Source organism: Streptococcus oralis (assembly GCF_003942585.1).
GTDB classification, from domain to species: domain Bacteria; phylum Bacillota; class Bacilli; order Lactobacillales; family Streptococcaceae; genus Streptococcus; species Streptococcus oralis_BE.
In genome coordinates, this window is record NZ_RJNK01000009.1 from 16133 (window position 1) to 39315 (window position 23183).

Annotated in this window: 30 protein-coding genes; 4 read left to right on the plus strand and 26 right to left on the minus strand. The window is 41.1% G+C overall.

The window, feature by feature from the left end; genetic code table 11:
* Positions 1–169 precede the first annotated feature (169 nt).
* The 10 genes from D8862_RS08425 to D8862_RS08475 all read right to left on the minus strand — a co-directional run bounded on the left by D8862_RS08425 (position 170) and on the right by D8862_RS08475 (position 7718).
* Positions 170–880 carry an ABC transporter ATP-binding protein gene (locus D8862_RS08425; RefSeq protein ID WP_125449946.1) on the minus strand — a complete coding sequence of 237 codons (711 nt, stop codon included), beginning with the start codon at positions 878–880 and terminating at the stop codon, positions 170–172.
* Positions 880–1644: an ABC transporter ATP-binding protein gene (locus D8862_RS08430; RefSeq protein WP_001186011.1), complete on the minus strand. Its 765-nt coding sequence runs from the start codon at positions 1642–1644 to the stop codon at positions 880–882. The genes D8862_RS08425 and D8862_RS08430 overlap by 1 nt, the downstream gene beginning before the upstream one ends.
* Entirely contained in the window at positions 1644–2600 is a 957-nt protein-coding gene (locus tag D8862_RS08435) for a branched-chain amino acid ABC transporter permease (RefSeq protein WP_000856265.1), read from the minus strand. The genes D8862_RS08430 and D8862_RS08435 overlap by 1 nt, the downstream gene beginning before the upstream one ends.
* A 3-nt stretch (positions 2601–2603) precedes the next feature.
* Positions 2604–3473 carry a branched-chain amino acid ABC transporter permease gene (locus tag D8862_RS08440; protein WP_125449948.1) on the minus strand — a complete coding sequence of 290 codons (870 nt, stop codon included), beginning with the start codon at positions 3471–3473 and terminating at the stop codon, positions 2604–2606.
* A 118-nt stretch (positions 3474–3591) separates the two neighbouring features.
* Entirely contained in the window at positions 3592–4752 is a 1161-nt protein-coding gene (locus tag D8862_RS08445; RefSeq protein WP_000726138.1) for an ABC transporter substrate-binding protein, read from the minus strand.
* Positions 4753–4839: 87 nt separating this feature from the next.
* A complete protein-coding gene (locus D8862_RS08450) occupies positions 4840–5109 on the minus strand; it encodes a YlbG family protein (protein WP_000462107.1) in 270 nt (89 codons plus the stop codon).
* A gap of 78 nt (positions 5110–5187) precedes the next feature.
* Positions 5188–5778 carry an ATP-dependent Clp protease proteolytic subunit ClpP gene (gene clpP, locus D8862_RS08460; protein ID WP_000613467.1) on the minus strand — a complete coding sequence of 197 codons (591 nt, stop codon included), beginning with the start codon at positions 5776–5778 and terminating at the stop codon, positions 5188–5190.
* A 178-nt stretch (positions 5779–5956) separates the two neighbouring features.
* Complete coding sequence (gene upp, locus D8862_RS08465) at positions 5957–6586, minus strand: uracil phosphoribosyltransferase (protein ID WP_025169005.1); 630 nt, start codon at positions 6584–6586, stop codon at positions 5957–5959.
* A gap of 88 nt (positions 6587–6674) precedes the next feature.
* The gene (locus tag D8862_RS08470; protein ID WP_000136990.1) at positions 6675–7142 is read right to left on the minus strand and encodes a deoxycytidylate deaminase; all 468 of its coding nucleotides are present in this window, start codon (positions 7140–7142) and stop codon (positions 6675–6677) included.
* An 18-nt stretch (positions 7143–7160) separates the two neighbouring features.
* The gene (locus tag D8862_RS08475) at positions 7161–7718 is read right to left on the minus strand and encodes a TetR/AcrR family transcriptional regulator (RefSeq protein ID WP_125449951.1); all 558 of its coding nucleotides are present in this window, start codon (positions 7716–7718) and stop codon (positions 7161–7163) included.
* Between the two features lie 124 nt (positions 7719–7842).
* Between D8862_RS08475 and D8862_RS08480 the strand changes: the two genes are divergently transcribed.
* From D8862_RS08480 to D8862_RS08495, 4 genes are read left to right on the plus strand one after another with little or no spacing between them, the layout of a single operon-like run.
* Positions 7843–8688: a DegV family protein gene (locus tag D8862_RS08480; protein ID WP_125449953.1), complete on the plus strand. Its 846-nt coding sequence runs from the start codon at positions 7843–7845 to the stop codon at positions 8686–8688.
* Positions 8689–8745: 57 nt separating this feature from the next.
* Complete coding sequence (gene aao / locus D8862_RS08485; RefSeq protein WP_125449955.1) at positions 8746–9927, plus strand: aminoacetone oxidase; 1182 nt, start codon at positions 8746–8748, stop codon at positions 9925–9927.
* Positions 9928–9940: 13 nt separating this feature from the next.
* On the plus strand, positions 9941–10462 hold the full coding sequence (locus D8862_RS08490) for a DUF1697 domain-containing protein (protein ID WP_125449957.1): 522 nt from the start codon (positions 9941–9943) through the stop codon (positions 10460–10462).
* A 10-nt stretch (positions 10463–10472) separates the two neighbouring features.
* Positions 10473–10928, plus strand: a complete 456-nt coding sequence (locus D8862_RS08495) for an 8-oxo-dGTP diphosphatase (protein ID WP_125449959.1) — start codon at positions 10473–10475, stop codon at positions 10926–10928.
* A 58-nt stretch (positions 10929–10986) separates the two neighbouring features.
* On the opposite strand, the gene D8862_RS08500 is transcribed toward D8862_RS08495, so the two are convergent.
* The 16 genes from D8862_RS08500 to D8862_RS08570 all read right to left on the minus strand — a co-directional run bounded on the left by D8862_RS08500 (position 10987) and on the right by D8862_RS08570 (position 23162).
* A complete protein-coding gene (locus D8862_RS08500; RefSeq protein WP_125449961.1) occupies positions 10987–11532 on the minus strand; it encodes a GNAT family N-acetyltransferase in 546 nt (181 codons plus the stop codon).
* A gap of 106 nt (positions 11533–11638) precedes the next feature.
* Entirely contained in the window at positions 11639–12463 is an 825-nt protein-coding gene (gene nadE / locus D8862_RS08505) for an ammonia-dependent NAD(+) synthetase (RefSeq protein ID WP_125449963.1), read from the minus strand.
* A complete protein-coding gene (locus D8862_RS08510) occupies positions 12460–13920 on the minus strand; it encodes a nicotinate phosphoribosyltransferase (RefSeq protein ID WP_125449965.1) in 1461 nt (486 codons plus the stop codon). Before D8862_RS08510 ends, nadE begins: the two co-directional genes overlap by 4 nt.
* Before the next feature lie 116 nt (positions 13921–14036).
* Entirely contained in the window at positions 14037–14525 is a 489-nt protein-coding gene (locus D8862_RS08515) for a DUF6773 family protein (RefSeq protein WP_125449967.1), read from the minus strand.
* Positions 14515–14988, minus strand: coding sequence for a DUF6773 family protein (locus D8862_RS08520; RefSeq protein WP_125449969.1), 474 nt, complete (start codon positions 14986–14988; stop codon positions 14515–14517). The genes D8862_RS08515 and D8862_RS08520 overlap by 11 nt, the downstream gene beginning before the upstream one ends.
* Positions 14978–15187: a helix-turn-helix transcriptional regulator gene (locus D8862_RS08525; RefSeq protein ID WP_001107502.1), complete on the minus strand. Its 210-nt coding sequence runs from the start codon at positions 15185–15187 to the stop codon at positions 14978–14980. The genes D8862_RS08520 and D8862_RS08525 overlap by 11 nt, the downstream gene beginning before the upstream one ends.
* A 146-nt stretch (positions 15188–15333) precedes the next feature.
* The gene (locus D8862_RS09740) at positions 15334–15549 is read right to left on the minus strand and encodes an HAD-IA family hydrolase (protein ID WP_260467917.1); all 216 of its coding nucleotides are present in this window, start codon (positions 15547–15549) and stop codon (positions 15334–15336) included.
* Positions 15550–15557: 8 nt separating this feature from the next.
* Positions 15558–15929: an HAD family hydrolase gene (locus tag D8862_RS09745; protein ID WP_260467918.1), complete on the minus strand. Its 372-nt coding sequence runs from the start codon at positions 15927–15929 to the stop codon at positions 15558–15560.
* 59 nt (positions 15930–15988) lie between these two features.
* Positions 15989–16399, minus strand: a complete 411-nt coding sequence (locus tag D8862_RS08535; RefSeq protein WP_125449971.1) for a GNAT family N-acetyltransferase — start codon at positions 16397–16399, stop codon at positions 15989–15991.
* Positions 16400–16498: 99 nt separating this feature from the next.
* A complete protein-coding gene (locus D8862_RS08540) occupies positions 16499–17863 on the minus strand; it encodes an amino acid permease (RefSeq protein ID WP_185760856.1) in 1365 nt (454 codons plus the stop codon).
* 76 nt (positions 17864–17939) lie between these two features.
* Entirely contained in the window at positions 17940–18422 is a 483-nt protein-coding gene (greA, locus tag D8862_RS08545; protein ID WP_125449973.1) for a transcription elongation factor GreA, read from the minus strand.
* Between the two features lie 63 nt (positions 18423–18485).
* On the minus strand, positions 18486–20180 hold the full coding sequence (mltG, locus tag D8862_RS08550) for an endolytic transglycosylase MltG (RefSeq protein ID WP_125449975.1): 1695 nt from the start codon (positions 20178–20180) through the stop codon (positions 18486–18488).
* A 62-nt stretch (positions 20181–20242) separates the two neighbouring features.
* A complete protein-coding gene (locus D8862_RS08555) occupies positions 20243–20731 on the minus strand; it encodes a GNAT family N-acetyltransferase (protein WP_125449977.1) in 489 nt (162 codons plus the stop codon).
* Positions 20728–21195, minus strand: coding sequence for a GNAT family N-acetyltransferase (locus D8862_RS08560; RefSeq protein ID WP_125449979.1), 468 nt, complete (start codon positions 21193–21195; stop codon positions 20728–20730). The genes D8862_RS08555 and D8862_RS08560 overlap by 4 nt, the downstream gene beginning before the upstream one ends.
* A gap of 9 nt (positions 21196–21204) precedes the next feature.
* A complete protein-coding gene (gene murC, locus D8862_RS08565; protein ID WP_125449981.1) occupies positions 21205–22539 on the minus strand; it encodes a UDP-N-acetylmuramate--L-alanine ligase in 1335 nt (444 codons plus the stop codon).
* 11 nt (positions 22540–22550) lie between these two features.
* The gene (locus D8862_RS08570) at positions 22551–23162 is read right to left on the minus strand and encodes a cystathionine gamma-synthase (protein WP_125449983.1); all 612 of its coding nucleotides are present in this window, start codon (positions 23160–23162) and stop codon (positions 22551–22553) included.
* Positions 23163–23183 lie beyond the last annotated feature (21 nt).

Below are 23183 nucleotides of genomic sequence, written 5' to 3' on the forward strand. Positions count from 1 at the left end.
AAGAGCCCCAAATTGGAGCTCTTCAAATTCATATGCCAACTAAAACAATCCAATGGATCGGATGAACACTTACGTAATCCTTATCTGCCGACTAAAAAGGTCCCCCGGACTATAGGGGAATTGCTTCCGCAACTCTCATCCACCGACTAAAACAATCCACTGGATTGTTTTAGCCACCTAGGTATGCTTTTCTGACTTCATCTGATGCTACGAGTTCTTTTCCTGTTCCTGATAGGACAATCTTTCCTGTTTCAAGTACATAACCTCGGTCAGAGATAGCAAGGGCCTTGTTAGCGTTCTGTTCAATTAGGAGAACCGTTGTTCCTTGATTCTGAATATCTTGGATGATATCAAAAATTTCTTGGATAAAGATCGGGGCAAGTCCCATTGACGGCTCATCCAAGAGAAGGAGCTTAGGTGTTGACATGAGCGCGCGTCCCATAGCCAGCATCTGCTGTTCACCACCTGAAAGAGTTGCCGCATCTTGGTTTTTGCGTTCTTCCAGACGAGGGAAACGTGAAAAGACTTTTTTCAAGTTGGCTTGATTTTCTTCACGATTTTTCTTTAAAAAGGCTCCCATTTCTAAGTTTTCCATAACAGTCAATCCTGAAAAAACATGGCGTCCTTCAGGAACTTGTGAAAGGCCACCTGCCACGATTTTTTGCGCTGGCATCTTTTGAATTTCTTTTCCTAAAAATTGAATTTTACCAGCACTTGGACGAACCAAACCTGAAAGGGTACGAAGAATAGTTGTTTTACCAGCACCATTGGCACCGATAAGCGAAACAACTTCTCCTTCATTAACCTCGAAACTTACATCACGAACTGCTTGGATCATACCGTAATGCACAGAGAGGTTTTCAACTTTTAACATAGACATTAGGCTTCACCTCCTAGATAAGCTTCGATAACGCGTTTGTTGTTCTTGATCTCATCCGGAGTACCATGAGCAATCAACCGACCATATTCAAGAACATAGATACGCTCAGTGACTTCCATAACCAAATTCATATCATGTTCGATAAGCATGATGGTAATTTTAAATTCATCTTTGATACGACGGATCAATTCTGTCAATTCAGCCGTTTCTTGTGGATTCATACCAGCTGCAGGTTCATCCAAAAAGAGAATTTTAGGTTCAGTTGCTAGAGCACGAACAATCTCTAATCGACGTTGTTGACCATAGGCCAGATTTTTAGCAAGAGTATCTGCGTCACCATCCAAATCAAAAATCTTCAGCAAGTCCAACGCTTTGCTTTTTAATTCTTCCTCATTCTTATAAAAAGCTGGTAGGCGTAGAAAGCTCGCAAGGACATGTTGTTTATGATGGTTTCCAAAAGCGATGAGAACATTGTCTAAAACTGTCAGATCCTTGAACAAACGAATATTTTGGAAAGTACGACTGAGTCCAAGTGAAGCAATCTTGTAGGGAGTTTTCCCATTTAGAAGGTGACCATCTAGTGTCACCGTACCTTCACTTGGTTCATAAACACCCGTCAAGAGATTGAAAAGGGTTGTTTTACCTGCCCCGTTTGGTCCAATCAGACCAACCAATTCTCCCTCGTTCAATTCAAGAGTGACATCTCCAACAGCTGTTAGACCGCCAAAATGTTTGGTTAACTGTTTAACTTCAAGTAATGCCATTAGTTTTGTCCCTCCTTCTTAGATTTTTTAAAGAAACGTGATAGACTTAATTCCCATGTCCCAAGAAGTCCACCTGGTCTGAAGATCATCACCAATACAAGAGCCAAAGCGTAGATGATCATACGTACGCTAGCTACATCTTGAAGGAGCATATTTAAAATTCCTAAAACAATCGCTGAAACGATGGTACCAGTAATAGATCCAAGTCCACCAAATACAACGATAATCAACACATTGATGGAATTAATAAAGGTGTAATCTTTTGGCACAACAGATCCGATAAAACCAGCCTGAAGTGAACCAGCAATACTTGCTGTAATGGCACCAAAGACAAAAGCGATAATCTTGATCTTTGTAGTGTTTACCCCAACGGACTCCGCAGCAATCTCATCCTCACGAACAGATAGAGTAGAGCGTCCGATTGGACTGCGTAAGAAGTTGAGAGTTGCAATAGTTGTGATCACCACAAATAGATAAACCATTTGCCAGTTGGTAAAGTTTGGAATACCCAAGATACCAGCGGCACCGTTGGTCAAACTTCCACCATTAATGATAAAGATACGGATGATTTCTGAAACACCTAGTGTCGCAACAGCCAGGTAGTCACCCTTCAAACGGAGTGTTGGAATCCCAACGAGCAAAGCGACTGCACCAGAAATCAAGGCACCCAAGACCATTGCTCCAAAGAAGGCACCATAGGTTGGTGATTTTGAGCCAATAATCGCTGCTGCATAAGCCCCAATCGCCATAAAACCTGCATGACCGAGTGAGAATTGTCCTGAAAAACCAACGATTAGGTTCAAACCTACTGCAAGGATGATATTAATCCCAATTTGTTCTAAAATTTGGATATGGAATAGATTGAGAACACCAGCAGAAACCAATACGCTAACCAATCCATAACCCGCTAACAGAAGGAATAACCAGAGAATATTTACTTTAAGATTTGTCTTCATTGTTTACACCTTCTCTTTCACATTCTTACCAAGGATACCTGCAGGACGAACAATCAGAATCAAAAGCAAGATTCCATAAACGATGGCATCACGGAAATCAGACATACCAAAGGCAGTTGCAAATGTTTCCAACAAACCAATCACAAATCCCCCTAGAGCTGCACCAGGAATAATCCCGATACCACCAAGAACGGCCGCAACGAATGATTTTAGACCTGGAGTCACGCCCATCAAAGGTTCAAGAGAGTTGTAGTAAAGGGCAATGAGGACACCTGCTGCACCAGCAAGGGCTGAACCCAAAGCAAAGGTAAAGCTGATTGTACGATTTACATTAATTCCCATCAATTGAGCTGCATCACTATCAACTGATACCGCACGCATGGCTTTCCCCATTTTTGTTTTTTGAACAATCACTTGCAATAAAATCATCAAGAGTAAGGAAACTACTAAAATCATTAACTGGACGTTTGTCAAGCTGATTGGCCCCAAATCATAGCGAACTGTTTGAATGGCTTGAGGAAAGGCGCGAGTATTGGCACCGACCAAGTAAACCATCCCGTATTCCAGTAGGAAAGACACTCCGATGGCAGTAATCAATACAGCAATACGTGTAGAGTGTCGCAAAGGACGGTAGGCAAGAAATTCAATCACAACACCAAGCAGTGCGGTTCCTACCATTGAAATAATCAAAGCTAAAAAGAAATCCATTTGGAAAGAATTAATCAAAAAGTAACCAATAAAGGCTCCCATCATATAAATATCACCGTGGGCGAAGTTGATGAGTTTGATAATTCCATAAACCATGGTATAACCCAGGGCCAAAAGTGCATAAACACTACCCAGAATTAAACCATTCACAAGTTGTTGGAGCATAGCATTCACTCTTTTCTATCGTTATTTTTAGAAAATTTCTCAATTTTCACAAGTTCATAAACACCGAAACAGGGAGTGAGTCAAAGGCTCATTCCCTATTTCAGCTACTATTCTAATGTTATGGTTTTACAACTTCTGCTGCTTCCACTTTACCATTATTCATGGTCATCATGTAAGCAGTTTTCACTGTGTTGTGATCTGCATCAAAGCTCGTTTGACCAGTCACACCATCAAAGTCTTTGGTTTTAGCAAGGTTGTCCTTGATTTCACCTGAGTTTTTAGCACCTTTTGCAGCATTAGCTACTAGGTAAACTGAGTCATAGGCCAAAGCTGAGAATGTTGAAGGTTCTTCATTGTATTTAGCACGGTAGGCTTCAAGGAAAGCTTTAGCTTTTGCAGAAACATCAACTGTAGTTGAGAATCCTGAGATGAAGTAAATGTTTGATGCTCTTTCAGCAGTTGCTTGTTGAACAAATTCTTCACCGTTAAAGCCGTCACCACCAACGATTGGTTTATCAATTCCCATACCACGTGCTTGGTTTACGATTTTACCTGCTTCTGTGTAGTAACCTGGAACAACGATAGCGTCAAACTCTTTCCCTTTCATTTTAGTAAGGGCAGCTTGGAAGTCTGTATCACCTGCCACAAACGTTTCATCTGCTACAATCTCACCCTTGTAGGCTTCGCGGAAAGATTTAGCAATACCTTTAGCATAGTCACTAGCATTGTCCGTATAAAGAACAACCTTCTTAGCGTTCAATTTGTTTGTCACATAGTTAGAAATAATCTTCCCTTGGAAGCTATCTTGGAATGTTCCGATAAATAGATATTCTTGACCTTTGGTCAATCCATCTTGAGTCGCACTTGGTGAGATCAATGGCACTCCTGCTTGAGTAGCGTTGGCTACAGCTGCAGCAGTTGCACCAGATGTCGCAGGTCCTACGATAGCTGTAACTTTTGATTGGGTAACTAGGTTAGTTGTAACAGAGGCAGCCTCAGCAGTTTCAGATTTGTTATCTTTATCCACAACTTCGATTTGTTTTCCATCGATACCACCTGCAGCATTGATTTCATCAACAGCAAGTTGAGCACCTTTTTGTTCAGAAGTACCATAGGCAGCTACAGCACCTGTTTCTTCAAAGTTAAAACCGATTTTGATAGTCTTTTCGTCTACTGGGTTACCAGTTGTATTTGACGCTCCTGACTTGACCTCTCCACAAGCAGCGAGAAGAGCTACGCTAGCAAGAGCCACAAAAGATAGGGCAAATTTTTTCTTCATTTTTAATCTCCTTATAGTTGTTTCAAAAATAGTATGTTAAGAATATACCGAATTATCAGAAAATTGTCAACACATTTATCTCATTTTTTAAATGATAACGTTTTCCTCAGTGCGATAGAGATTGCCAACAAAGGGAGTTTCTAACTCTTGAATGTGGCAACGTCTTATTTTTTTGATAAATCTTTCCTTACCTAATCTCTCAACTAAGTCATCTAGCTCCTCAGTTGGAACATAGAGCTGCAAGTAACGATGTTTTTTGGAATGGTAACAGATATCACCGTATTCCTGAAGTTTTTTTGCATCTCGATTATAGTAAAGATAGATGATTAATCCTGATCGATTTGTTTTTTCAAACATGAGGGATCCTCTTTCTAAGAAATCTTCCCCTATTATACCAAAAAAAGCAAACTCCGTCGAGTTTGCTTTCTAGGTTGCTTAGCTCAAAGAATTGTTAGCCATGATTTCATCAATGAAGCCATATTCGAGCGTTTCTTGGGCGCTCATCCAGTAATCACGTTCTGCATCTGCATGAATTTGCTCGACTGATTTACCAGAGTTATCTGCAAGGATTTGCTCCAAAGTCTTACGAGTTTTGAGCAAGTGTTCTGCAGCGATTGCCATATCTGTTTGTTGGGTACCACCACCTGTACCACCCATTGGTTGGTGAATCATGTACTCCGCATTTGGAAGCATGAAACGTTTGCCTTTTGCGCCACTTGATGCAATGACAGTCCCCATGGATGCAGCCATTCCCATAACGATAGTTTGAACATCTGCCTTGATAAAGTTCATGGTATCAACGATTGCCAAACCAGCTGAAACAGAACCTCCAGGTGTGTTGACATAAAGGTAAATATCTTTTGTGCTGTCTTGGGCATCCAGGAAGAGCAACTGGGCAATAACGGAGTTGGCCATATTATCTTCGACTGGCCCAGTTAGCATGATGATGCGGTCTTTCAGAAGACGAGAGTAAATGTCATAGGAACGTTCTCCACGGCTTGTTTGTTCAATAACTACAGGAATCATTCATTTCTCCTTTTAATGTTGAATTTTCTTAGTCATGCGACTCAATACAGAACTATTATATCTTTTTGGTCAAAAAAGGTCAAATTTTTGCTCTATACTATCGACAGAATCAAAAATTCAACCTACTCGCGAAATTAGAAACATCCTCCAATTTCATCTTTCAGACTCTATCTGAGTCTTATTTCGTACCGAACAAGCGGTCTCCAGCATCTCCGAGACCTGGAACAATATAGCCATGTTCATTCAAGTGTTCGTCCAGAGCTGCTGTAAAGATTTCGACATCTGGGTGAGCTGCTTGAAGAGCTTTCACTCCTTCTGGAGCAGCTACCAGACAGACAAACTTGATGTTTGATGCGCCACGTTTTTTAAGCGAGTCAACAGCCAAGATTGCTGAGCCACCTGTTGCCAACATTGGATCCACTACAAAGATTTGACGTTGGTCAATATCCTCAGGCAATTTCACCAAGTATTCAACTGGTTGAAGGGTTTCTTCATCACGGTACATACCGATGTGACCAACTTTGGCTGCTGGAACCAAGCTCAAGAGGCCATCTACCATCCCGATACCTGCACGCAAGATTGGGACAATCGCCAATTTTTTCCCAGCCAATTGTTTTTGAACGGTCTTTGTGATAGGTGTTTCGATTTCCACGTCTTCAAGTGGAAGATCACGAAGTACTTCATATCCCATCAACATTGCAATCTCGTCTACTAGTTCACGAAAAGCTTTTGTAGAAGTATCTGTACGACGCAAGATTGACAATTTGTGTTGAATGAGTGGATGATTAATGACTTCAATTTTTCCCATTTTCTGAGTTCCTTCTTTCAATTTATTCTTCTTATTATATCAAAAAACGGTTTAAAAAGCTTTCTAAACCATTTATTTTTATTAATTTTTAAATCAAATCTGCCTCTTGAAGAGCTGTCTGAACAGTCTCTAATGGTAGATGGGTTAATTCAGTGCCTTTTTCGTGATAAAGGTACTGGGCATAGTCATCCATTCGGTACTGGTTGATATAGACTACACGTTTGCAACCGACTTGTAAGAGTTGTTTGGTGCAGTTCAGACAAGGGAAATGGGTCACATAGGCTGTAAATCCTCTTGGAACCCCTCGTTCAGCCCCTTGCAAGATGGCGTTGACCTCCGCGTGAAGGGTTCGAACACAGTGTCCTTCAATGACCAAACATTCGTGGTCAATACAGTGCTCCGTTCCTGATACGGAACCATTGTAGCCTGTTGAAATGACCTTATTGTCCTTAACTAGGACAGCTCCTACTTTGGCGCGTTTACAAGTGGAACGATTAGCAATCAGTAAGGCCTGGGCTGCAAAGTACTCATCCCAAGCTAGTCTTTTTTCTGTCATAAGTCTTCTCCTTGTCCTCTATTTTTTGAAAAATGGCAAGCGTAAATCTGCAATCTTTTCAGCTGGAACCTTCATGCCATCCTTGATCCATTTGAGCAGAACCGATACGATGGCAGAGCTCCAAAACGAATGAAGGTAGCTGCTGACACCTTTTGATTTTCCGTGGTATTTTTCCAGAAATTCCTGCATGGCTTGGATAAAAATCTTTTCCAAGTGGTAGTCCAGAGCGAGTTGGATAACCTTGGCTTCTTTCTTGGCTGCTCGAAAAAGGTGAACCCAGACTAGATAAAGGTCTGTTCTGACATCGTAGTGGCTCAACTGTTCCATTATATTATGAACACTGCGTTTAAAAACACTTTCTAAAATTGCTTCTTTAGAATCATAATTGCGATAGAAGGCAGCGCGTGAGACACCCGCCCGCTTGACCAACTCTGAAATACTGATCTTAGCCAAGTCTTTTTTCTCCAGAAGTTGCAAAAGCGCTGTTTCAATTGCTTCTCTGGTCAAAGAATTGGATTCTTGATTGGATTTTCTGAGATTTTCAAGAGATTTTTCAGATATTTTACGTTCAGACATAACAATTTCTTTCTACTTGTGACAACAGAGAGGTGGTACTTTTGTTTCAAGGGCTTTCATGATATAATTGTAAAAAAAGACAGAACCTTTGTCAATGTATAAGTGACAAAGATGGAGAATTTCTATGACTTGGAAGATTGTGGCTGACTCGGGTTGTGATTATCGTCAATTGGTAACTCCCGCTATCGATACTGAATTTATCAGTGTTCCTTTAACCATTCAAGTGGCTGATCAGGTCTTTATCGATGATGCTAATCTCGACATTGATCGTATGATGGAAACCATGTATGCGACTTCTGAGGCTTCAAAATCAGCTTGCCCTAGCCCTGATGATTACTTGCGTGCATTTGAAGGTGCTAAGCATATCTTTGTCGTTACCATCACTGGTACTCTTTCAGGCAGCCATAATAGTGCACAACTCGCTAAAAATATCTACCTCGAAGAACACCCTGACACTCAGATTCATGTTATCGATAGTTTATCTGCAGGTGGGGAAGTTGATTTGATTGTCGAAAAAATCAATGACTTGATTGACCAAGGACTTTCTCATGAGGAAATTGTTGAAGCTATCACAGCCTACCAAGAAAAAACGAAGTTGCTCTTTGTCCTTGCTAAGGTTGATAACTTAGTTAAAAATGGCCGTTTAAGTAAGCTTATCGGTACGGTCGTTGGTCTTCTCAACATCCGTATGGTTGGGGAAGCAAGTGAAACTGGAACCCTAGAGCTTCTTCAAAAGGCTCGTGGTGCTAAAAAGTCCCTTCAAGCAGCCTATGAAGAACTCATCAAGGCTGGCTATGCTGGTGGTCGTATCATCATGGCTCATCGCAGCAATGAAAAATTCTGTCAGCAATTGTCAGACCGCTTGCTGGAAACATTCCCACAAGCCAATATCAAAATCCTCCCAACGTCTGGTCTCTGCAGTTTCTATGCAGAAGATGGCGGTCTGTTGATGGGATATGAAATTAACTAAGATTATGAGCAACAAGAGATGCCAAGCATCTCTTTTTTTTTGTGGTACAATAGAGCTATGAAACATTTTGATACTATTATTATCGGTGGAGGGCCTGCTGGCATGATGGCTACGATTTCTAGTAGCTTTTATGGACAGAAAACTCTTCTCATCGAAAAAAATCGCAAACTTGGTAAAAAATTAGCTGGAACTGGTGGTGGTCGTTGTAATGTAACCAACAATGGAACTCTAGACGACCTACTGGCTGGCATCCCTGGGAATGGGCGCTTTCTTTACAGTGTCTTCTCCCAGTTTGATAACCATGATATCATCAACTTTTTTACGGAAAATGGAGTTAAACTCAAGGTTGAGGACCACGGACGCGTCTTTCCTGCTAGCGACAAGTCTCGAACCATTATTGAAGCTTTGGAGAAGAAAATCACTGAACTTGGTGGGCAAATTGCCACTCAAACGGAGGTTGTTTCAGTTAAAAAAGTGGATAACCAGTTTGTCCTGAAGTCTGCAGATCAAACCTTCACTTGTGACAAACTGATCGTCACAACTGGTGGTAAATCCTATCCTTCCACTGGATCGACTGGATTTGGCCACGATATTGCCCGTCATTTTAAACATACCATTACCGAGCTTGAAGCTGCTGAAAGTCCATTGTTGACAGATTTTCCACATAAAGCTTTGCAAGGGATTTCGCTTGACGATGTGACCCTAAGCTATGGCAAGCATGTCATCACTCATGATTTGCTCTTTACCCACTTTGGTTTATCTGGCCCTGCTGCCCTACGCATGTCCAGCTTTGTCAAGGGTGGTGAGATCCTCTCACTGGATGTCTTGCCTCAACTTTCTGAGAAGGACTTAGCTGCATTTTTAGAAGAAAATCGGGAAAAATCCTTGAAAAATGCTTTGAAAACTTTGCTTCCAGAACGTTTGGCTGAGTTTTTTGTACAAGGATTTCCTGAAAAAGTCAAACAGCTAACTGAAAAAGAACGGGAACAACTTCTCCAGTCCATCAAAGCACTCAAAATCCCTGTGGTTGGAAAAATGTCCCTTGCCAAGTCCTTTGTTACTAAAGGTGGCGTCAGTCTCAAAGAAATCAATCCTAAAAATCTGGAAAGCAAACTCGTTCCCGGCCTCCACTTTGCTGGCGAGGTCATGGATATCAATGCCCACACGGGTGGCTTCAACATCACTTCTGCCCTCTGTACCGGCTGGGTGGCAGGCTCAAATCCAATAAGTACCAAATAAGAAAGGAAGTCCTTTGGAACATATTATTTTACTAAGAGGCGTTACTCCTAATGGAAAAAATGCTATCCCGAAAATGTCTTATTTGGTAGATATTCTGACAGAAGCTGGTTTTCAACACGTTCGAACCTATATTCAAAGTGGGAATATCATTCTTGAAAGTGACTTAGATTTAGAAGAAATACGAGAACGCGTTCATATTTTGATAAAGGAAAAAATTGGAGCCGACTTAAAAATGGTTATCAAGAATAAGAACGATTTTGAAAAGATTGTTCATGAGAACCCATTTAGAGAAGACTATCTTCATGATCGTGTACATGTGATTCTTTATCAGGGATTTATCCAAAGTCTGCCACTAGAAAAATTGAAAGCTGACTACGGCGAAGAAGAAATTTGTGTAGGCGATCACTGTCTCTACCTCTATCTACCTAGAACTGCAAAACGAAAAAAGCTCAATACCAACTATCTTGAAAAACTGTTTGGCATAGATTTGACCATGCGAAAGTTAAACGTAGTGGAAAAGTTACTAACAAAATAGGAAAAACAATATGAACAGACGAGAATTAGTCGAATTTGTCAACATGTGCATGATTAAAAACGGAAACAAGGTTCTAGTTCAAGATCGAGTTAATCCCGACTGGCCCGGAATAACTTTTCCTGGTGGTCATGTAGAGCGTGGGGAATCTTTTACCGATGCAATTATCAGAGAAGTCAAGGAAGAAACAGGACTAACCATATCCAAACCTCAACTTTGTGGTATCAAAGACTGGTACGATGACGAGGATTATCGGTATGTCGTCCTTTTTTACAAGACAGAACACTTTACTGGTAAACTCCAGTCTTCAGACGAAGGGAAAGTCTGGTGGGAGGATTTTGACAATCTATCTCATCTAAAACTTGCAACCGATGATATGTCTGATATGCTTCGTGTGTTTCTAGAAGAGGATCTCAGTGAATTCTTTTACTATAAAGACGGCGACGACTGGCTTTATGAGTTAAAATAAAAGAGCAGAAGAAATGACCTGGGCTTCAAAAGTTAGATTTTGAAGCCCAGGTCATTTCTTAGTTCTTTTTAATCTGGTAATAAATAAGGTCCGCAACGTAGTCTTTTCTCTCCACACCATTGGTAATGGTTTTTAGATAAGACATTCCAGCCTTTTCCATGACACGGCCTGAAGCTGGATTGAGACTGGCATAACGTGCTCTGACTTTTTGAAAACCTGCTTGAATAAAACAAAAGTCTAAGACAGCTTTTAAGGCCTCCGTCATCATACCACGACCCCAATAATTTTTTCCTAAAACATACCCAACCTCACAGCTAGAGTCGATCTCATCCATTTCAACGATGCTGATATCTCCAATCACTTGCTCTGGGTTTTCCTTTAGACAAATGGCCCATTTGTAATAGTTGGGATTGGCATAGGAGGCAACCCAATTTCGAATCGAGCTCCGAGTCACCTCAACATCAGGATGGGGAGCCCAGATGACATAGGTCAGATTCTCAGCAGATGAAGCCCAATTTTGAAACATGGCTTCCGCATCACTCTCCACAAATCTTCTTAATATTAAACGTTCTGTCTGTAACATTTGCGTACCGATTGCTTTCATAATGTTACCTCGCTTTCTAAGCTTAAGGCTCAAGCTAAAAAGGTCCCCCGGACCTTCTTAACTTCCTCATTTCTAGGCTCGGGCTGAAAACCTCCACTGGAGGTTTTCACTCCCAAAAGTCATCAAAGACAGTAATTGGTAAGTGGCGTTTGTGTTGGCCTTTGTGCCACCAGTTTTCAATAGTTGCTTGAGCTTCTGAGCTGATCGTTTTGCCTTCGAGGTAGTCATCAATTTCATTGTAAGTGACTCCAAGTGCGACTTCGTCTGCAATACCTGGCTTTTCTTCTTCTAGGTCTGCTGTTGGGATTTTTTCATAAAGGGATGGGGCTGCACCAAGTTCCTTCAAGAGTTGTTTCCCTTGGCGTTTATTGAGGCGGTAAAGAGGGAGAATGTCTGCACCACCGTCACCAAACTTAGTAAAGAAACCTGTGATATTTTCCGCAGCATGGTCTGTACCAATGACCGCTCCACTATGGGCACCCGCAAGGGCATATTGGGCAATCATACGACTACGAGCTTTAATATTGCCCTTGTTAAAGTCTGAAACAGGACTTCCTGTCGCTTCAACTGCAGCTGTCATAGCATCAGCTGATTCCTTGATATTTACAACTAGACTGACATCTGGTTGGATGAAATCAAGGGCTTTTTGAGCATCTGCTTCATCAGCTTGCACGCCATAGGGCAGGCGAACAGCGATAAATTGGTAGCTGTCATCTCCTGTCTCTGCTCGCATTTCTTCCATAGCTAATTGCGCCAAGCGCCCTGCCAAGGTTGAGTCCTGACCCCCAGAAATCCCTAGTACAAAGGTTTTAAGGAAGGGGTGTTTTTTCAAGTATCTCTTTAAGAAGTCAATGGAACGACGAATTTCCTCTTGGGCATCAATCACTGGTTTGACGCCCAGTTGCTGGATAATGGTCTCTTGCAAACTCATTCTTCTTCTCCTTCACCAAGGGCTTCTTTGCGCATCTTGTCAATCAAGTCCATCTTATCTTGCCAAATATCACGGGCCAAATCTACTGGATAGTGCTGTGGATTCAATACGCGCTTGTATTCATCCCATAACTTATCAAATTCCTTGCGAGCATAGGCCTGAATCACAGTCAAGCTAGGCAAATTGTAAACCAATTTCCCTTCTTTGAAAATATCCACTAAAAGAGGAACAGCATCAAAATTACGAACAGTCTTTTTGATATAGGTATAAGTTGGATGGAACATCTTGATTTCTGTCATGTCACTCACATCCACACCATCATAAGTAATGTAGTCACCTTCTGACTTGCCTTTTTCACGACTGGTAATGCGCCATACCTGTTTCTTACCTGGCGTAGACACTTTTTCCGCATTATTAGACAGTTTGATGGTATTGCGCATCTGACCATTTTCATCTTCAATAGCCACAATCTTATAAACTGCACCAAGAGCAGGCTGGTCATAGGCTGTAATCAACTTGGTTCCCACACCCCAGACATCAATTTTGGCCTTTTGCATCTTAAGGTTGAGGATAGTATTTTCATCTAGGTCATTTGAAGCATAAATCTTAGCCTCTGTAAAGCCAGCCTCGTCTAGTTGCTGACGAACTTTCTTGGAAATGTAGGCAATATCCCCAGAGTCAATCCGCACACCCATAAAGTTAATCTGATCACCCAACTCACGCGCCACCTGAATGGCAGCTGGCACACCGATTCGCAACGTATCATAAGTATCTACTAGAAAGACACAGTCACGATGGGTTGACGCATAAGCCTTGAAGGCTTCATAGTCGTTCCCATAAACTTGTACCAAGGCATGGGCATGAGTCCCCAAGACAGGGATACCAAAGAGCTTCCCTGCTCGCACATTGCTAGTTCCATTGGCGCCACCAATCACGGCTGCGCGTGTTCCCCAAATAGCCGCATCCATTTCTTGTGCACGACGTGTCCCGAACTCCATCAAGGGTTCATCTTCAATGACCGAACGAATACGTGCTGCCTTGGTCGCTATCAAGGTTTGAAAATTAACGATATTTAAGAGAGCCGTTTCAACCAATTGACATTGGGCTAGAGGGCCTTCCACCTGTACAATCGGTTCATTGGCAAAAACCAAGTCCCCTTCCTGGGCAGAACGAACCGTCAACTCCAACTTGAAGTTGCGGAGATAATCTAAGAACGCCCCATGATAACCAAGCGACTCCAAGTAGGCAATATCGCTATCAGAAAAGCGCAAATCTTTAAGATAATGTACAATTCTTTCCAAACCAGCGAAAACTGCATAACCGTTCTGAAAAGGTTGCTGGCGGAAATAAACTTCAAAGACCGCCTTTTTATTGTGAATCCCTTGGTCAAAGTAAACTTGCATCATATTGATCTGGTACAAGTCCGTGTGCAATGTCAAACTATCATCTGGATACATCTGTTTTCCTTCTTCCTACTTTACAAAGGTATGAACGTATTCTACCACTTTCACACCGTCCGATAAATTAGTACTATTATAACACATTTTACCGAGATTGATAAAAAGATAACAAGCTATTCTCCGTTCTCCAGTTCATCCATATCTTGCTCATACTTTTTTTGAGCCCATTCTCCATAACTTTTAAGGCCGAGATTGCCGATAAAAACCCAAGGAAGGTAAATCAGATAAGTAATGACCCAAGCAGACAAGTATTTAACGTTCAGAGGATTGTGCTGATAAATTTCGATATTGAATTGATAATTCTGCAACATCAAGAGAGTCGTAATAGCGAGAGTTAGCAGCAAACACCCTACAATCGTAAAATGAAAACGACTATAGTAGGTCACTCCAAGTTGTCGTGCACGATTGAAAAAGAAGAAAATTCCTAAAAGAAGGGTAACCAGAAGAATATTAGGATTAAAAAGAGCAGGTGCTAATACAGCCACCAAATAACTTAGCAGAATGAGCCCGATAAACATATAAAAAGACTCTGTCCCAGCTTTGTTAATCAGTTGTTCTTCTCTTTCGTCTAGTAATTGATAATAAAAAAATCTATTTTTCATCTTCTTCCTCCCAAACTTGCTGATTTCTGCGATTCAAGTATAGGATAACTCTATCCATAGAATAACTCCCAACGAGATAGATGATAACTGCTAGAACTACTTTTAGGGAGTACTTCCAAGTCAATAGACTGACCAGTTCCTCGCGATTGCCTACGATATCAATCAATAAAATCACTATAGAAAATCCCAAAGCAGATAAAATTCTTTCTTTTCCATTATTCTCAACAATATCCCGAATATCAATTCCTACATACATGCGGCGAATAATGGCATACAAACCAACTCCAATCAATAAAAGTAATTCTGGCAAATAGGACTGAAGTGTTAAATTGAAAATATAAACTTTGGCAAAAATTTCCAGTGCCAAAAATAGGCACATTCCCAAGAGAATTTCTCCTGAAATCTTTCCATCCAATTTTTCCGTACGTTCATCTTTGATCACAAGTTTTTTTCTATTTTTCATCTTCTTCCTCCCAAAATAGTTGGTCTAATGTTTTGCCTAAGCATCTGCAAATGGACTGGCAAAGGGAGAGACTAGGATTGTATTTTCCAGCTTCAATCAGGCCAATAGTCTGTCGCGTAACACCCACAGCCTCTGCCAAATCCCCTTGTGTTAAATCACGCTCCACACGAGCTAGTTTTAATTTTAAATTTTTAGCCACTAGCATCCTCCTTCAACATTTTAAAAAGTTGCGCTTCCTTTAAAAACATTATACCATATATCTAACTTAATGCAATATATAAATGTCATTTTGTAAGATTTTATTAACAAAAAACTCTCTACCACAAAAAATAGAGAGTGTTACCTTTAAATATAGGATTTCAAAATATCGACGACATCACTTCTTTTCTTGACCTGATAGCCCTTGATGCCCAATTTTTCAGCTACGCTTGTATTGTCCTCAATATCGTCTAGAAAGACACAGTGTGTAGGATCTAACTGATATTTATCGAGAATCTCCTTAAACATTGCCAAATCAGGCTTTATAGCTTTTATATCACAGGATAGGACAAAACCATCCAAAAGCTCCTTTAAGGGAGTAGTTGGTCTTCTAGCAAGTCATAAAATACCTTTGAGGTATTGGACAAGACAAAGATGCGATGCCCCTTTTTCTTTAGTTCTGACAAAACAGGAAAGACTTCCCTATAAATATCAATGTAGCTAGGCCAATTCCAGATAACTTCTTCGACCTTCTTTTGATAGGTACTTCCAATCATCGACACAACTTTAAGCACCAATTCTTCTCTCGTCATGGTACCAAGATCTAATCTTTCCCAAAGCCCCGACTGAAAGATAGTCTTATCTAACATCAGATAATCTTTCTTCGTATCCGAAACGCCTTGTAAAATCTTATCCTTGTTCCATTCTAATAAGACGTTGCCCATATCTAGTATTATATCCATTAGCCCACCTCCATAGTGATGTGAAGATTTCCTCTTTGATTTATACTTTCATATTCAGCTTACAAATCCTTTTGGTAATAAAATCTTTGCCCTGTGTAGGGATAGTCTTGCAAGGTAAAGACCTCCTTGTAGCCATGCCTTTTATAAAAATCTGGCGCTTGAAACTGGTAAGTATTCACGAAAACAAAACGACAGTTTCGATTCTTAGCTTCCCTTTCGGCTTGCTGCAATAGTTTTGAACCGATTCCCTGTCCTCGCGATTCCTCTTTCACAAACAAATACTCGATTTCCAACCAATTTCCGAAAGTCTCTGCTACCAAACCTGCCATAAGATTGCCCTTTTCGTCTTCGACATAAATATTCAGTGGCTCGCTTTCAGCCTCTTCTCTTTTGGAACGGTTATAAGCACGAATCAAATCCCCTATTTCTTGCGCTTTATGAGATTCCTTATTTTCCAATCTAACGTACATCCAAACCTCCTTCGAACTGTTACAGCTTGATTATAATCTTATTTCAATAGACTGTCAAACTAAAAAGAACTCACCAAGCAAAGTTGATGAGTTCATGATTTATTTCCTAAATTTCCACTGGCTATAAATTCCGAAACCGATAATCCAGATAGCAGAACCAACTGCCCCCATGAAGGTAGACTCTTGTAAAAAGAGGGTTACAAAGACAAAGATAAAGAAGAGCATGGTCAAAGGATTTAGAAAACGGTAATGTGGCATGAGGTAGCCATCCGCCATGAAGTCTTGTGACTTGCGGTATTTGAGATGGGCCACCATAATCAAGATATAAATCGCGATGTAAACACCTGATGAGGACGCCGTAATCAAAGCAAAAGCATCGGAAACGCCTGGCAACACATTGATAAAGGCAGCCAGAGCAATTAAAATTGCTGAAGCAATGATGGCATTTTGTGGAACATTGTGACGAGAAAGGGTATCTGCCTTGATCGCTTTTAAGAAGCGATTGGGCGAGTCATGAGCAATCTGGTACAAATGCCGACCTGTTGAGTAGAGAGTTGAGTTAAGAGCAGACGCTGCCGACGTCAAAACGACAAAGTTAATCAGAGCCGCTGCCCACTTGATACCTGCTAACTCAAAGACCGTTACAAATGGTGAATCTGAAGAAGCAAGTTCTCTCCATGGAATGATAGACATAATGGCCAATAGGGCTCCACCATAGAAGAAGACAATTCGGAGAGGAATTTCCTTAACTGCTTTTGGCAAAACCTGACGAGGATTCTTCGTTTCAGAGGTTGTCACTCCGATAAACTCAATCATCAGATAGGCAAAAAATACCATTTGAAAGGCCATGACAAAGTTCATGACTCCATTTGGAAAAAGGGAGAACTGGTCGCTGATGTTTGCCAAACTTGCAGTCCCATGCGGCGTTTCAAATCCTGTCAAGACCATAAAGACTCCTGTTGCAATCATAGCTAAAATAGCCACAATCTTAACCATGGCAAACCAAAACTCGACTTCTCCAAAGAGCTTAACTGCAATCAGATTGACCAAGGCCAAAATCGTTAAAAAGACAATCTGAATCAGCCAACTAGGCCAGTTAGGAAACCAAAACTGAACATAATGCGAGATCGCAGTAATTTCTGCCATACCGATAAAGACGACAGACAACCAATAAGACCAAACTGAGAAATAACCCCAGCCTTTCCCCAAATGACGGGTGATAAAGTTGATAAAAGTATGTTGTTCTGGATCCTGGTAGAGCATCTCTCCAACAGCCCTCATCATCAAAAACATAAAGGCTCCTGTAATCATGTAAATCAGGATGATAGAAGGTCCAGTAAGGCTGATAGAACGACCAGCACCTAGGAAAAGTCCTGTTCCGATTGTCCCCGCAATGGCCATCACCTGAACATGGCGATTGGTTAAACCACGCTCCATTTTATTTTTTTTCTTATTTGAACTCATATAGTCTCCTGTTTATTCAAAAAATCAAAAAGGAGTTGAGCAAGTCAAGACCTCCACTACTCCATTTTCATTCTATTTAGGCTGTTTTTTCAACCTTTAAAATTTTGACATCGTAACTACCAACAGGTGTCTCAATCGTAACAATATCGCCTGTTTTTTTGCCGATCAAGGCTTGTCCAATCGGACTTTCATTTGAAACCTTACCAGCGAAAGCATCTGCACCTGCAGAACCGACGATGATATAGACTTCTTCGTCATCTTCCCCGATTTCTTGGATCGTTACAGTCTTACCGATAGCCACTTCATCTTGGGCAACTGCATCGCTATTAACGATTTCAGCATAGCGGATTTTTGTTTCTAGACTTGAAATTTGTCCTTCAACAAAAGCTTGCTCATCCTTAGCTGCTTCGTACTCGCTGTTCTCTGAAAGATCTCCGTATGAACGAGCAATTTTGATACGTTCTACCACTTCAGGACGACGAACGAGTTTCAACTCCTCTAATTCTTTTTCTAGTTTTTCCTTTTCTTCAAGGGTCATTGGGTAAGTTTTTTCTGCCATTTTTCTCAACTTTCTTTTCTTAATTTGTTTTTAAAACAAAATTATGTGGAAAACCACATAATTTTAGTTTGAACTACTTGATTGGGTTAGTTTGCTATTGATGTGTTCTGCAACGTTTTGATCATGTTCTTCTTTGGTCGTTGCAAAGTATACTTTACCATCTTCGACATTGGCTACAAAGTACAAGTACTCACTCTTTGTCTGATTTACACTTGCTTCAATCGCATCCAAACTTGGACTATCAACCGGTCCAGGCATGAGACCAAGGTGTGTGTAAACATTGTATGGTGAATCAATCGTTGTATCAATTCCAGCATCATCCGCTAGGCTAATCTTTTGACCAAGTTTTCCTTGAGCATATAGGATAGCGATATTACTTTGAAGTGGCATACCGAGATTCAAGCGGTTATAGAAAACGCCAGCAATCTTCTTGCGGTCTTCTGTCTTGGCACCTTCTTTTTCAACTAGAGAGGCGATGCTGAGCAATTCATTGACAGTCAGATTCTTTTCTTTGATCGTAGCGTAATATGGTGACAAGGCCTTATCCATAGCAGCTAACATCTCATCAATCAAACTTTCAACTGTAGTGCTTTCTTTGATGGTATAAGTTGCTGGGAAAAGGTAACCTTCTAGGCGATAACGAACCCCGCTATCTTTTGTTGGTAGACTTCCAAGCAAGTTTGGATACTTGGCTACTACTTGAGAGATAAAGGTCTCATCTTGAGCTTTTGCCAAGAAAGCATCCGCAGTAAGAGGTTCTTTAAATTCACCTTGAAGTTGTCCTACTGTTTGAGCGATTTGCTCTAATGTATATCCTTCTGGAATTGTCAGGCTTGCAAGAGCTGGTTCTTGTGGTTCAGGAGTTCCCCCCTTTTGCAATTCTTGGATCAATTCATCCGTACTCATGCTCTTCTTCAAGTTGTAATAACCTGATTTTAAGTCTGCGCCCTTATATTTAGCATAAAAGCTAAAGATAAGTCCATGTTTTACCAAACCAGATTTTTCCAAAGTGCTCCCAATTTCTTGAATATTTGAACCTTCTGGAATTTGAACTGTTACATAATCCTTAGAGCTCGCATCAACAGGTTTCAAGGATTCTTGAACGTATCCATAACCAAAGAAGCCACCAATACTTACGAGCACTAGGAGAACTAGAAAAGTTAGCAAACAGCCTTTAGCTTTTGATTTCTTCTTTTTCTTAGCTGGCTTTGTTCCTTCACGACGACTGCGTCGTGGAGCATCCGCTAGGTTATCAACTTTCTCAACTAGAGCAGGGACTACATTCTCCACAACAGGAGGGACTGATTCTTCTTTATTATCATCCGTTTTATAGGAAACAGCCACTTTAGTTGGAGTAGTGTTAAACTCTTTGTCTTCCTTTTTAGGCTCTACAGCATCAATCTTGGCTGGTGCGGACTCTTCTAGTTTTGACTCTTCTGGTTCTGGTGCTATCACTTCGCTTGATTCAAAACTTGGGCGTGGTGGCACACTTGGGGCATTTTTAAGGATTTCATCCACAGTTGACAGAGAGTCTACCATTAAACCTTCTGTGGCAAGATTTGGTTCTTGTTCAGAAGGAGCGGGTGGAGTTACTTGAGAAGATGGAGTTGGGGTGGTCGGACTTTCCTCTTCTTTCCCCTTTCTTTCTCTCTCTCTGACTCTCTCTAAATCGCGTAAAATCTGTTCTTTAAAGCTTAACGTTTCTTCTCTTGATTTCTCGCTCAAAAGCTTTACCTCCTTGTTGGCAATCCATAACATTATATCTTAAAAGTCGCAGAAAAGCAACAAAATATACCTTTCTCCAACTATATTTCTTGTTTTCAAGGCTTCCAAACCATGTTATACCAGGTCTCACCTGCATAGGTAGATTGGGATAGTCCTTCATTGACAAAACCATGTTTCTCGTAATATGAGATAAGATAATCATGACAAGTCAGGTTAATGCCTTCTCGTTCATGTTCCAAAGCGACTTCTTTTAGAGCCCTTAACAGTCTTTTTCCCACGCCCAAAGCTTGTGCCTCCTTGGCTACCGACAGGCTCGTTACTGAGATATAACCACCAGATCGATGGCTATGGTCCTCTACTTCTTCCGTAAAGGACTGATCATGTAGATGGCGGTGTGGGACGACTGGACCTTCAATATAACCAAGAATACGCCCCTCTTTTTCAGCTACCAGAAAACTGGTCTGAATTTCCCGCAAATGTGCCTCAAAGACCGAACGAGGAATGGCTTCTTCAAAGGAGAAATTCTCCAGCTCTATCGCTAAAATCCGATCTAAATCCGAAAATCTTGCTTGTCTGATTTTCATATTTCCTCCTGATAAAAAGGATTGGCCCAAATCAGCTGCCAACCAGAACCACTACCATAATGATTTTCTGGCACTCCTTCCTCAACAAAGCCATTCATCTCAAAGTAAGAGAGGAGGTCATCAGGGCAAGTCAGGCGAAGGCACTTGACTCCTCCTTCTACAGCCACTTGTTTCAAGCTGGCAAGGAGAAGAGTTCCCAAGCCTTGCCCGCGATGGTCAGGATGAATAGCTAATGATCTTATTTCTATCCATGTGGGATGGAGAGACTGAGACTCTCCTAAAACATAGCCCACCAGCTGATTTTCATCCCTAGCTACAAGAAAGGTACCCGCAGACTTGCGGATACACTCTTCTAAGGATTGTCGACTCACTGCCTCTTCTGATGAAAAATTGGCTTCTTCAATTGCTACAATTTCTTCTAAATCCGATAATGTAGCCCGTCCTATGGTGATTGGAATTTCCATTCTTTTTCCTTATTGGACGTTGCTTGTCAAGTTTGACAAGAGACGTTCAAATGAATATTCATAGGTTTGGATGTCTCCAGCACCCATAAAGACGTAAACAGCATTGTCATGATCTAGGAGTGGAGAAACATTTTCAACTGTGATGACTTGGTGTTTCTTGTTGATTTTATTGGCTAAGTCTTCTACCTTGACATCTCCGTGATCTACCTCACGTGCTGATCCATAGATTTGCGCTAAGTAGACTGCGTCTGCCTGATTCAAGGCTTGGGCAAAATCATCCAACAAGGCGATGGTTCTTGTAAAGGTATGCGGTTGAAAGATTGCTACGATTTCCTTGCTTGGGTATTTCTGACGAGCCGCATCCAAGGTCGCGATGATTTCTGTTGGATGGTGGGCAAAGTCATCAATGATCACTGTATCATTGACAATTTTCTCAGTGAAACGACGCTTGACACCCGCAAAGGTTTTCAAGTGTTCACGCACCAAGTTCAAATCAAATCCTGCTGTGTAAAGAAGACCAATAACAGCTGTCGCATTCATGATATTGTGACGACCAAAGGTTGGAATGTGGAATTGACCCAACTCTTGTCCACGGAAATGCACTGTAAAGGTTGAACCAGTTGTTGAACGAAGAAGATCACTAGCTACAAAGTCATTGCCTTCAGCTTCAAAACCATAGTAATAGATTGGCGCATTAGCTGTGATCTTACGCAACTCAGCATCCTCACCGTAAACAAACAAACCTTTACTAATTTGTTTGGCATAGTCGTTAAAGGCACTGAAAACATCCTCTAGACTTGTAAAGTAGTCTGGATGGTCAAAGTCAATATTGGTGATGATAGAGTATTCTGGGTGGTAAGGCATGAAGTGACGCTCATATTCGTCTGATTCAAAGACAAAATATTTGGCATTAGCTGAACCGCGACCTGTCCCGTCACCAATCAAGAAGCTGGTGTCTGTGATGTGAGACAAGACGTGTGACAACATACCAGTCGTTGAAGTTTTCCCATGTGCTCCTGCCACTCCCATGCTGACAAAGTCGCGCATAAAGCTACCTAGGAATTCGTGGTAACGTTTGTAGCTGATACCATTTTGATCTGCATAGGCGATTTCAACGTTGTTATCTGGACGGAAGGCATTCCCCGCGATAATCTCCACATCACCTTGTAGGTTCTTTTCATCAAAAGGAAGAATCGCAATTCCTGCCTGCTCTAGTCCACGTTGAGTAAAGTAGTACTTTTCAACGTCTGACCCTTGAACCTTACGCCCCATTTGATGCAACATCAAGGCCAAGGCACTCATCCCTGATCCCTTGATTCCAATAAAATGATATGTTTTTGACATGCTTTTCTCCCCTACTCAGTTATTCTTGTCAGATTCAACTCTTGGGCAACCTGACGTTCCTGATCTGTTTTCTTATTCTTTTTATTATAAATTTGGCTCTTCTTCAGAAAATCATAGTTGTTCTTTTTATTTTTTCCCGTTTGGGTTTTCGGAGTTGGAGTCGCCACTTGGCCAACCTCTTCAGCTAGAATATAGTGAGACTGGATCAAGTTTTTGCTAAACTTGGCAAACTCACCTGGATTTTCCTTTTGAAATGGTGCTGTTGGTTGGTTTCCTTGACGAACAAGTGTTGAACCATTGTGTCGTCTGGTATGACTAACATCCTGAGTCAAATACTTGGCTGAACGTTTCTTCTTCAAGTCCGCACGCGCCTCTTCTCTAGCCAATTCAGCATACGTTTTTTCAACTTTTTTAGGTTCTGGGCCTGGTTTTGACTCCTTTTTAACCACTGGAGAAACTACGGTTTCTTCCTCATTGATAGGAGACCATTCTAAATAATTTTTATCTCGGTAATCACCTCTGATATTGCTAATAAAGTCTGACTCATCGTACAAGTCCATGACTGGCATTTTGGTCAGCATGATCTCATCATCTGACACCAATGGAAATCGATCTTGTTTCATTTTGTATTTCCTTTCAACACT

What these genes read in the sequence shown, in the direction of transcription:
- D8862_RS08425 (WP_125449946.1), bottom strand. Translation starts at nt 880, where the DNA reads ATGTCTATGTTAAAAGTTGAAAACCTCTCTGTGCATTACGGTATGATC.
- D8862_RS08430 (WP_001186011.1), bottom strand. Translation starts at nt 1,644, where the DNA reads ATGGCATTACTTGAAGTTAAACAGTTAACCAAACATTTTGGCGGTCTA.
- D8862_RS08435 (WP_000856265.1), bottom strand. Translation starts at nt 2,600, where the DNA reads ATGAAGACAAATCTTAAAGTAAATATTCTCTGGTTATTCCTTCTGTTA.
- D8862_RS08440 (WP_125449948.1), bottom strand. Translation starts at nt 3,473, where the DNA reads ATGCTCCAACAACTTGTGAATGGTTTAATTCTGGGTAGTGTTTATGCA.
- D8862_RS08445 (WP_000726138.1), bottom strand. Translation starts at nt 4,752, where the DNA reads ATGAAGAAAAAATTTGCCCTATCTTTTGTGGCTCTTGCTAGCGTAGCT.
- D8862_RS08450 (WP_000462107.1), bottom strand. Translation starts at nt 5,109, where the DNA reads ATGTTTGAAAAAACAAATCGATCAGGATTAATCATCTATCTTTACTAT.
- clpP (WP_000613467.1), bottom strand. Translation starts at nt 5,778, where the DNA reads ATGATTCCTGTAGTTATTGAACAAACAAGCCGTGGAGAACGTTCCTAT.
- upp (WP_025169005.1), bottom strand. Translation starts at nt 6,586, where the DNA reads ATGGGAAAAATTGAAGTCATTAATCATCCACTCATTCAACACAAATTG.
- D8862_RS08470 (WP_000136990.1), bottom strand. Translation starts at nt 7,142, where the DNA reads ATGACAGAAAAAAGACTAGCTTGGGATGAGTACTTTGCAGCCCAGGCC.
- D8862_RS08475 (WP_125449951.1), bottom strand. Translation starts at nt 7,718, where the DNA reads ATGTCTGAACGTAAAATATCTGAAAAATCTCTTGAAAATCTCAGAAAA.
- D8862_RS08480 (WP_125449953.1), top strand. Translation starts at nt 7,843, where the DNA reads ATGACTTGGAAGATTGTGGCTGACTCGGGTTGTGATTATCGTCAATTG.
- aao (WP_125449955.1), top strand. Translation starts at nt 8,746, where the DNA reads ATGAAACATTTTGATACTATTATTATCGGTGGAGGGCCTGCTGGCATG.
- D8862_RS08495 (WP_125449959.1), top strand. Translation starts at nt 10,473, where the DNA reads ATGAACAGACGAGAATTAGTCGAATTTGTCAACATGTGCATGATTAAA.
- D8862_RS08500 (WP_125449961.1), bottom strand. Translation starts at nt 11,532, where the DNA reads ATGAAAGCAATCGGTACGCAAATGTTACAGACAGAACGTTTAATATTA.
- nadE (WP_125449963.1), bottom strand. Translation starts at nt 12,463, where the DNA reads ATGAGTTTGCAAGAGACCATTATCCAGCAACTGGGCGTCAAACCAGTG.
- D8862_RS08510 (WP_125449965.1), bottom strand. Translation starts at nt 13,920, where the DNA reads ATGTATCCAGATGATAGTTTGACATTGCACACGGACTTGTACCAGATC.
- D8862_RS08515 (WP_125449967.1), bottom strand. Translation starts at nt 14,525, where the DNA reads ATGAAAAATAGATTTTTTTATTATCAATTACTAGACGAAAGAGAAGAA.
- D8862_RS08520 (WP_125449969.1), bottom strand. Translation starts at nt 14,988, where the DNA reads ATGAAAAATAGAAAAAAACTTGTGATCAAAGATGAACGTACGGAAAAA.
- D8862_RS09745 (WP_260467918.1), bottom strand. Translation starts at nt 15,929, where the DNA reads ATGGATATAATACTAGATATGGGCAACGTCTTATTAGAATGGAACAAG.
- D8862_RS08535 (WP_125449971.1), bottom strand. Translation starts at nt 16,399, where the DNA reads ATGTACGTTAGATTGGAAAATAAGGAATCTCATAAAGCGCAAGAAATA.
- D8862_RS08540 (WP_185760856.1), bottom strand. Translation starts at nt 17,863, where the DNA reads ATGAGTTCAAATAAGAAAAAAAATAAAATGGAGCGTGGTTTAACCAAT.
- greA (WP_125449973.1), bottom strand. Translation starts at nt 18,422, where the DNA reads ATGGCAGAAAAAACTTACCCAATGACCCTTGAAGAAAAGGAAAAACTA.
- mltG (WP_125449975.1), bottom strand. Translation starts at nt 20,180, where the DNA reads ATGTTATGGATTGCCAACAAGGAGGTAAAGCTTTTGAGCGAGAAATCA.
- D8862_RS08555 (WP_125449977.1), bottom strand. Translation starts at nt 20,731, where the DNA reads ATGAAAATCAGACAAGCAAGATTTTCGGATTTAGATCGGATTTTAGCG.
- D8862_RS08560 (WP_125449979.1), bottom strand. Translation starts at nt 21,195, where the DNA reads ATGGAAATTCCAATCACCATAGGACGGGCTACATTATCGGATTTAGAA.
- murC (WP_125449981.1), bottom strand. Translation starts at nt 22,539, where the DNA reads ATGTCAAAAACATATCATTTTATTGGAATCAAGGGATCAGGGATGAGT.
- D8862_RS08570 (WP_125449983.1), bottom strand. Translation starts at nt 23,162, where the DNA reads ATGAAACAAGATCGATTTCCATTGGTGTCAGATGATGAGATCATGCTG.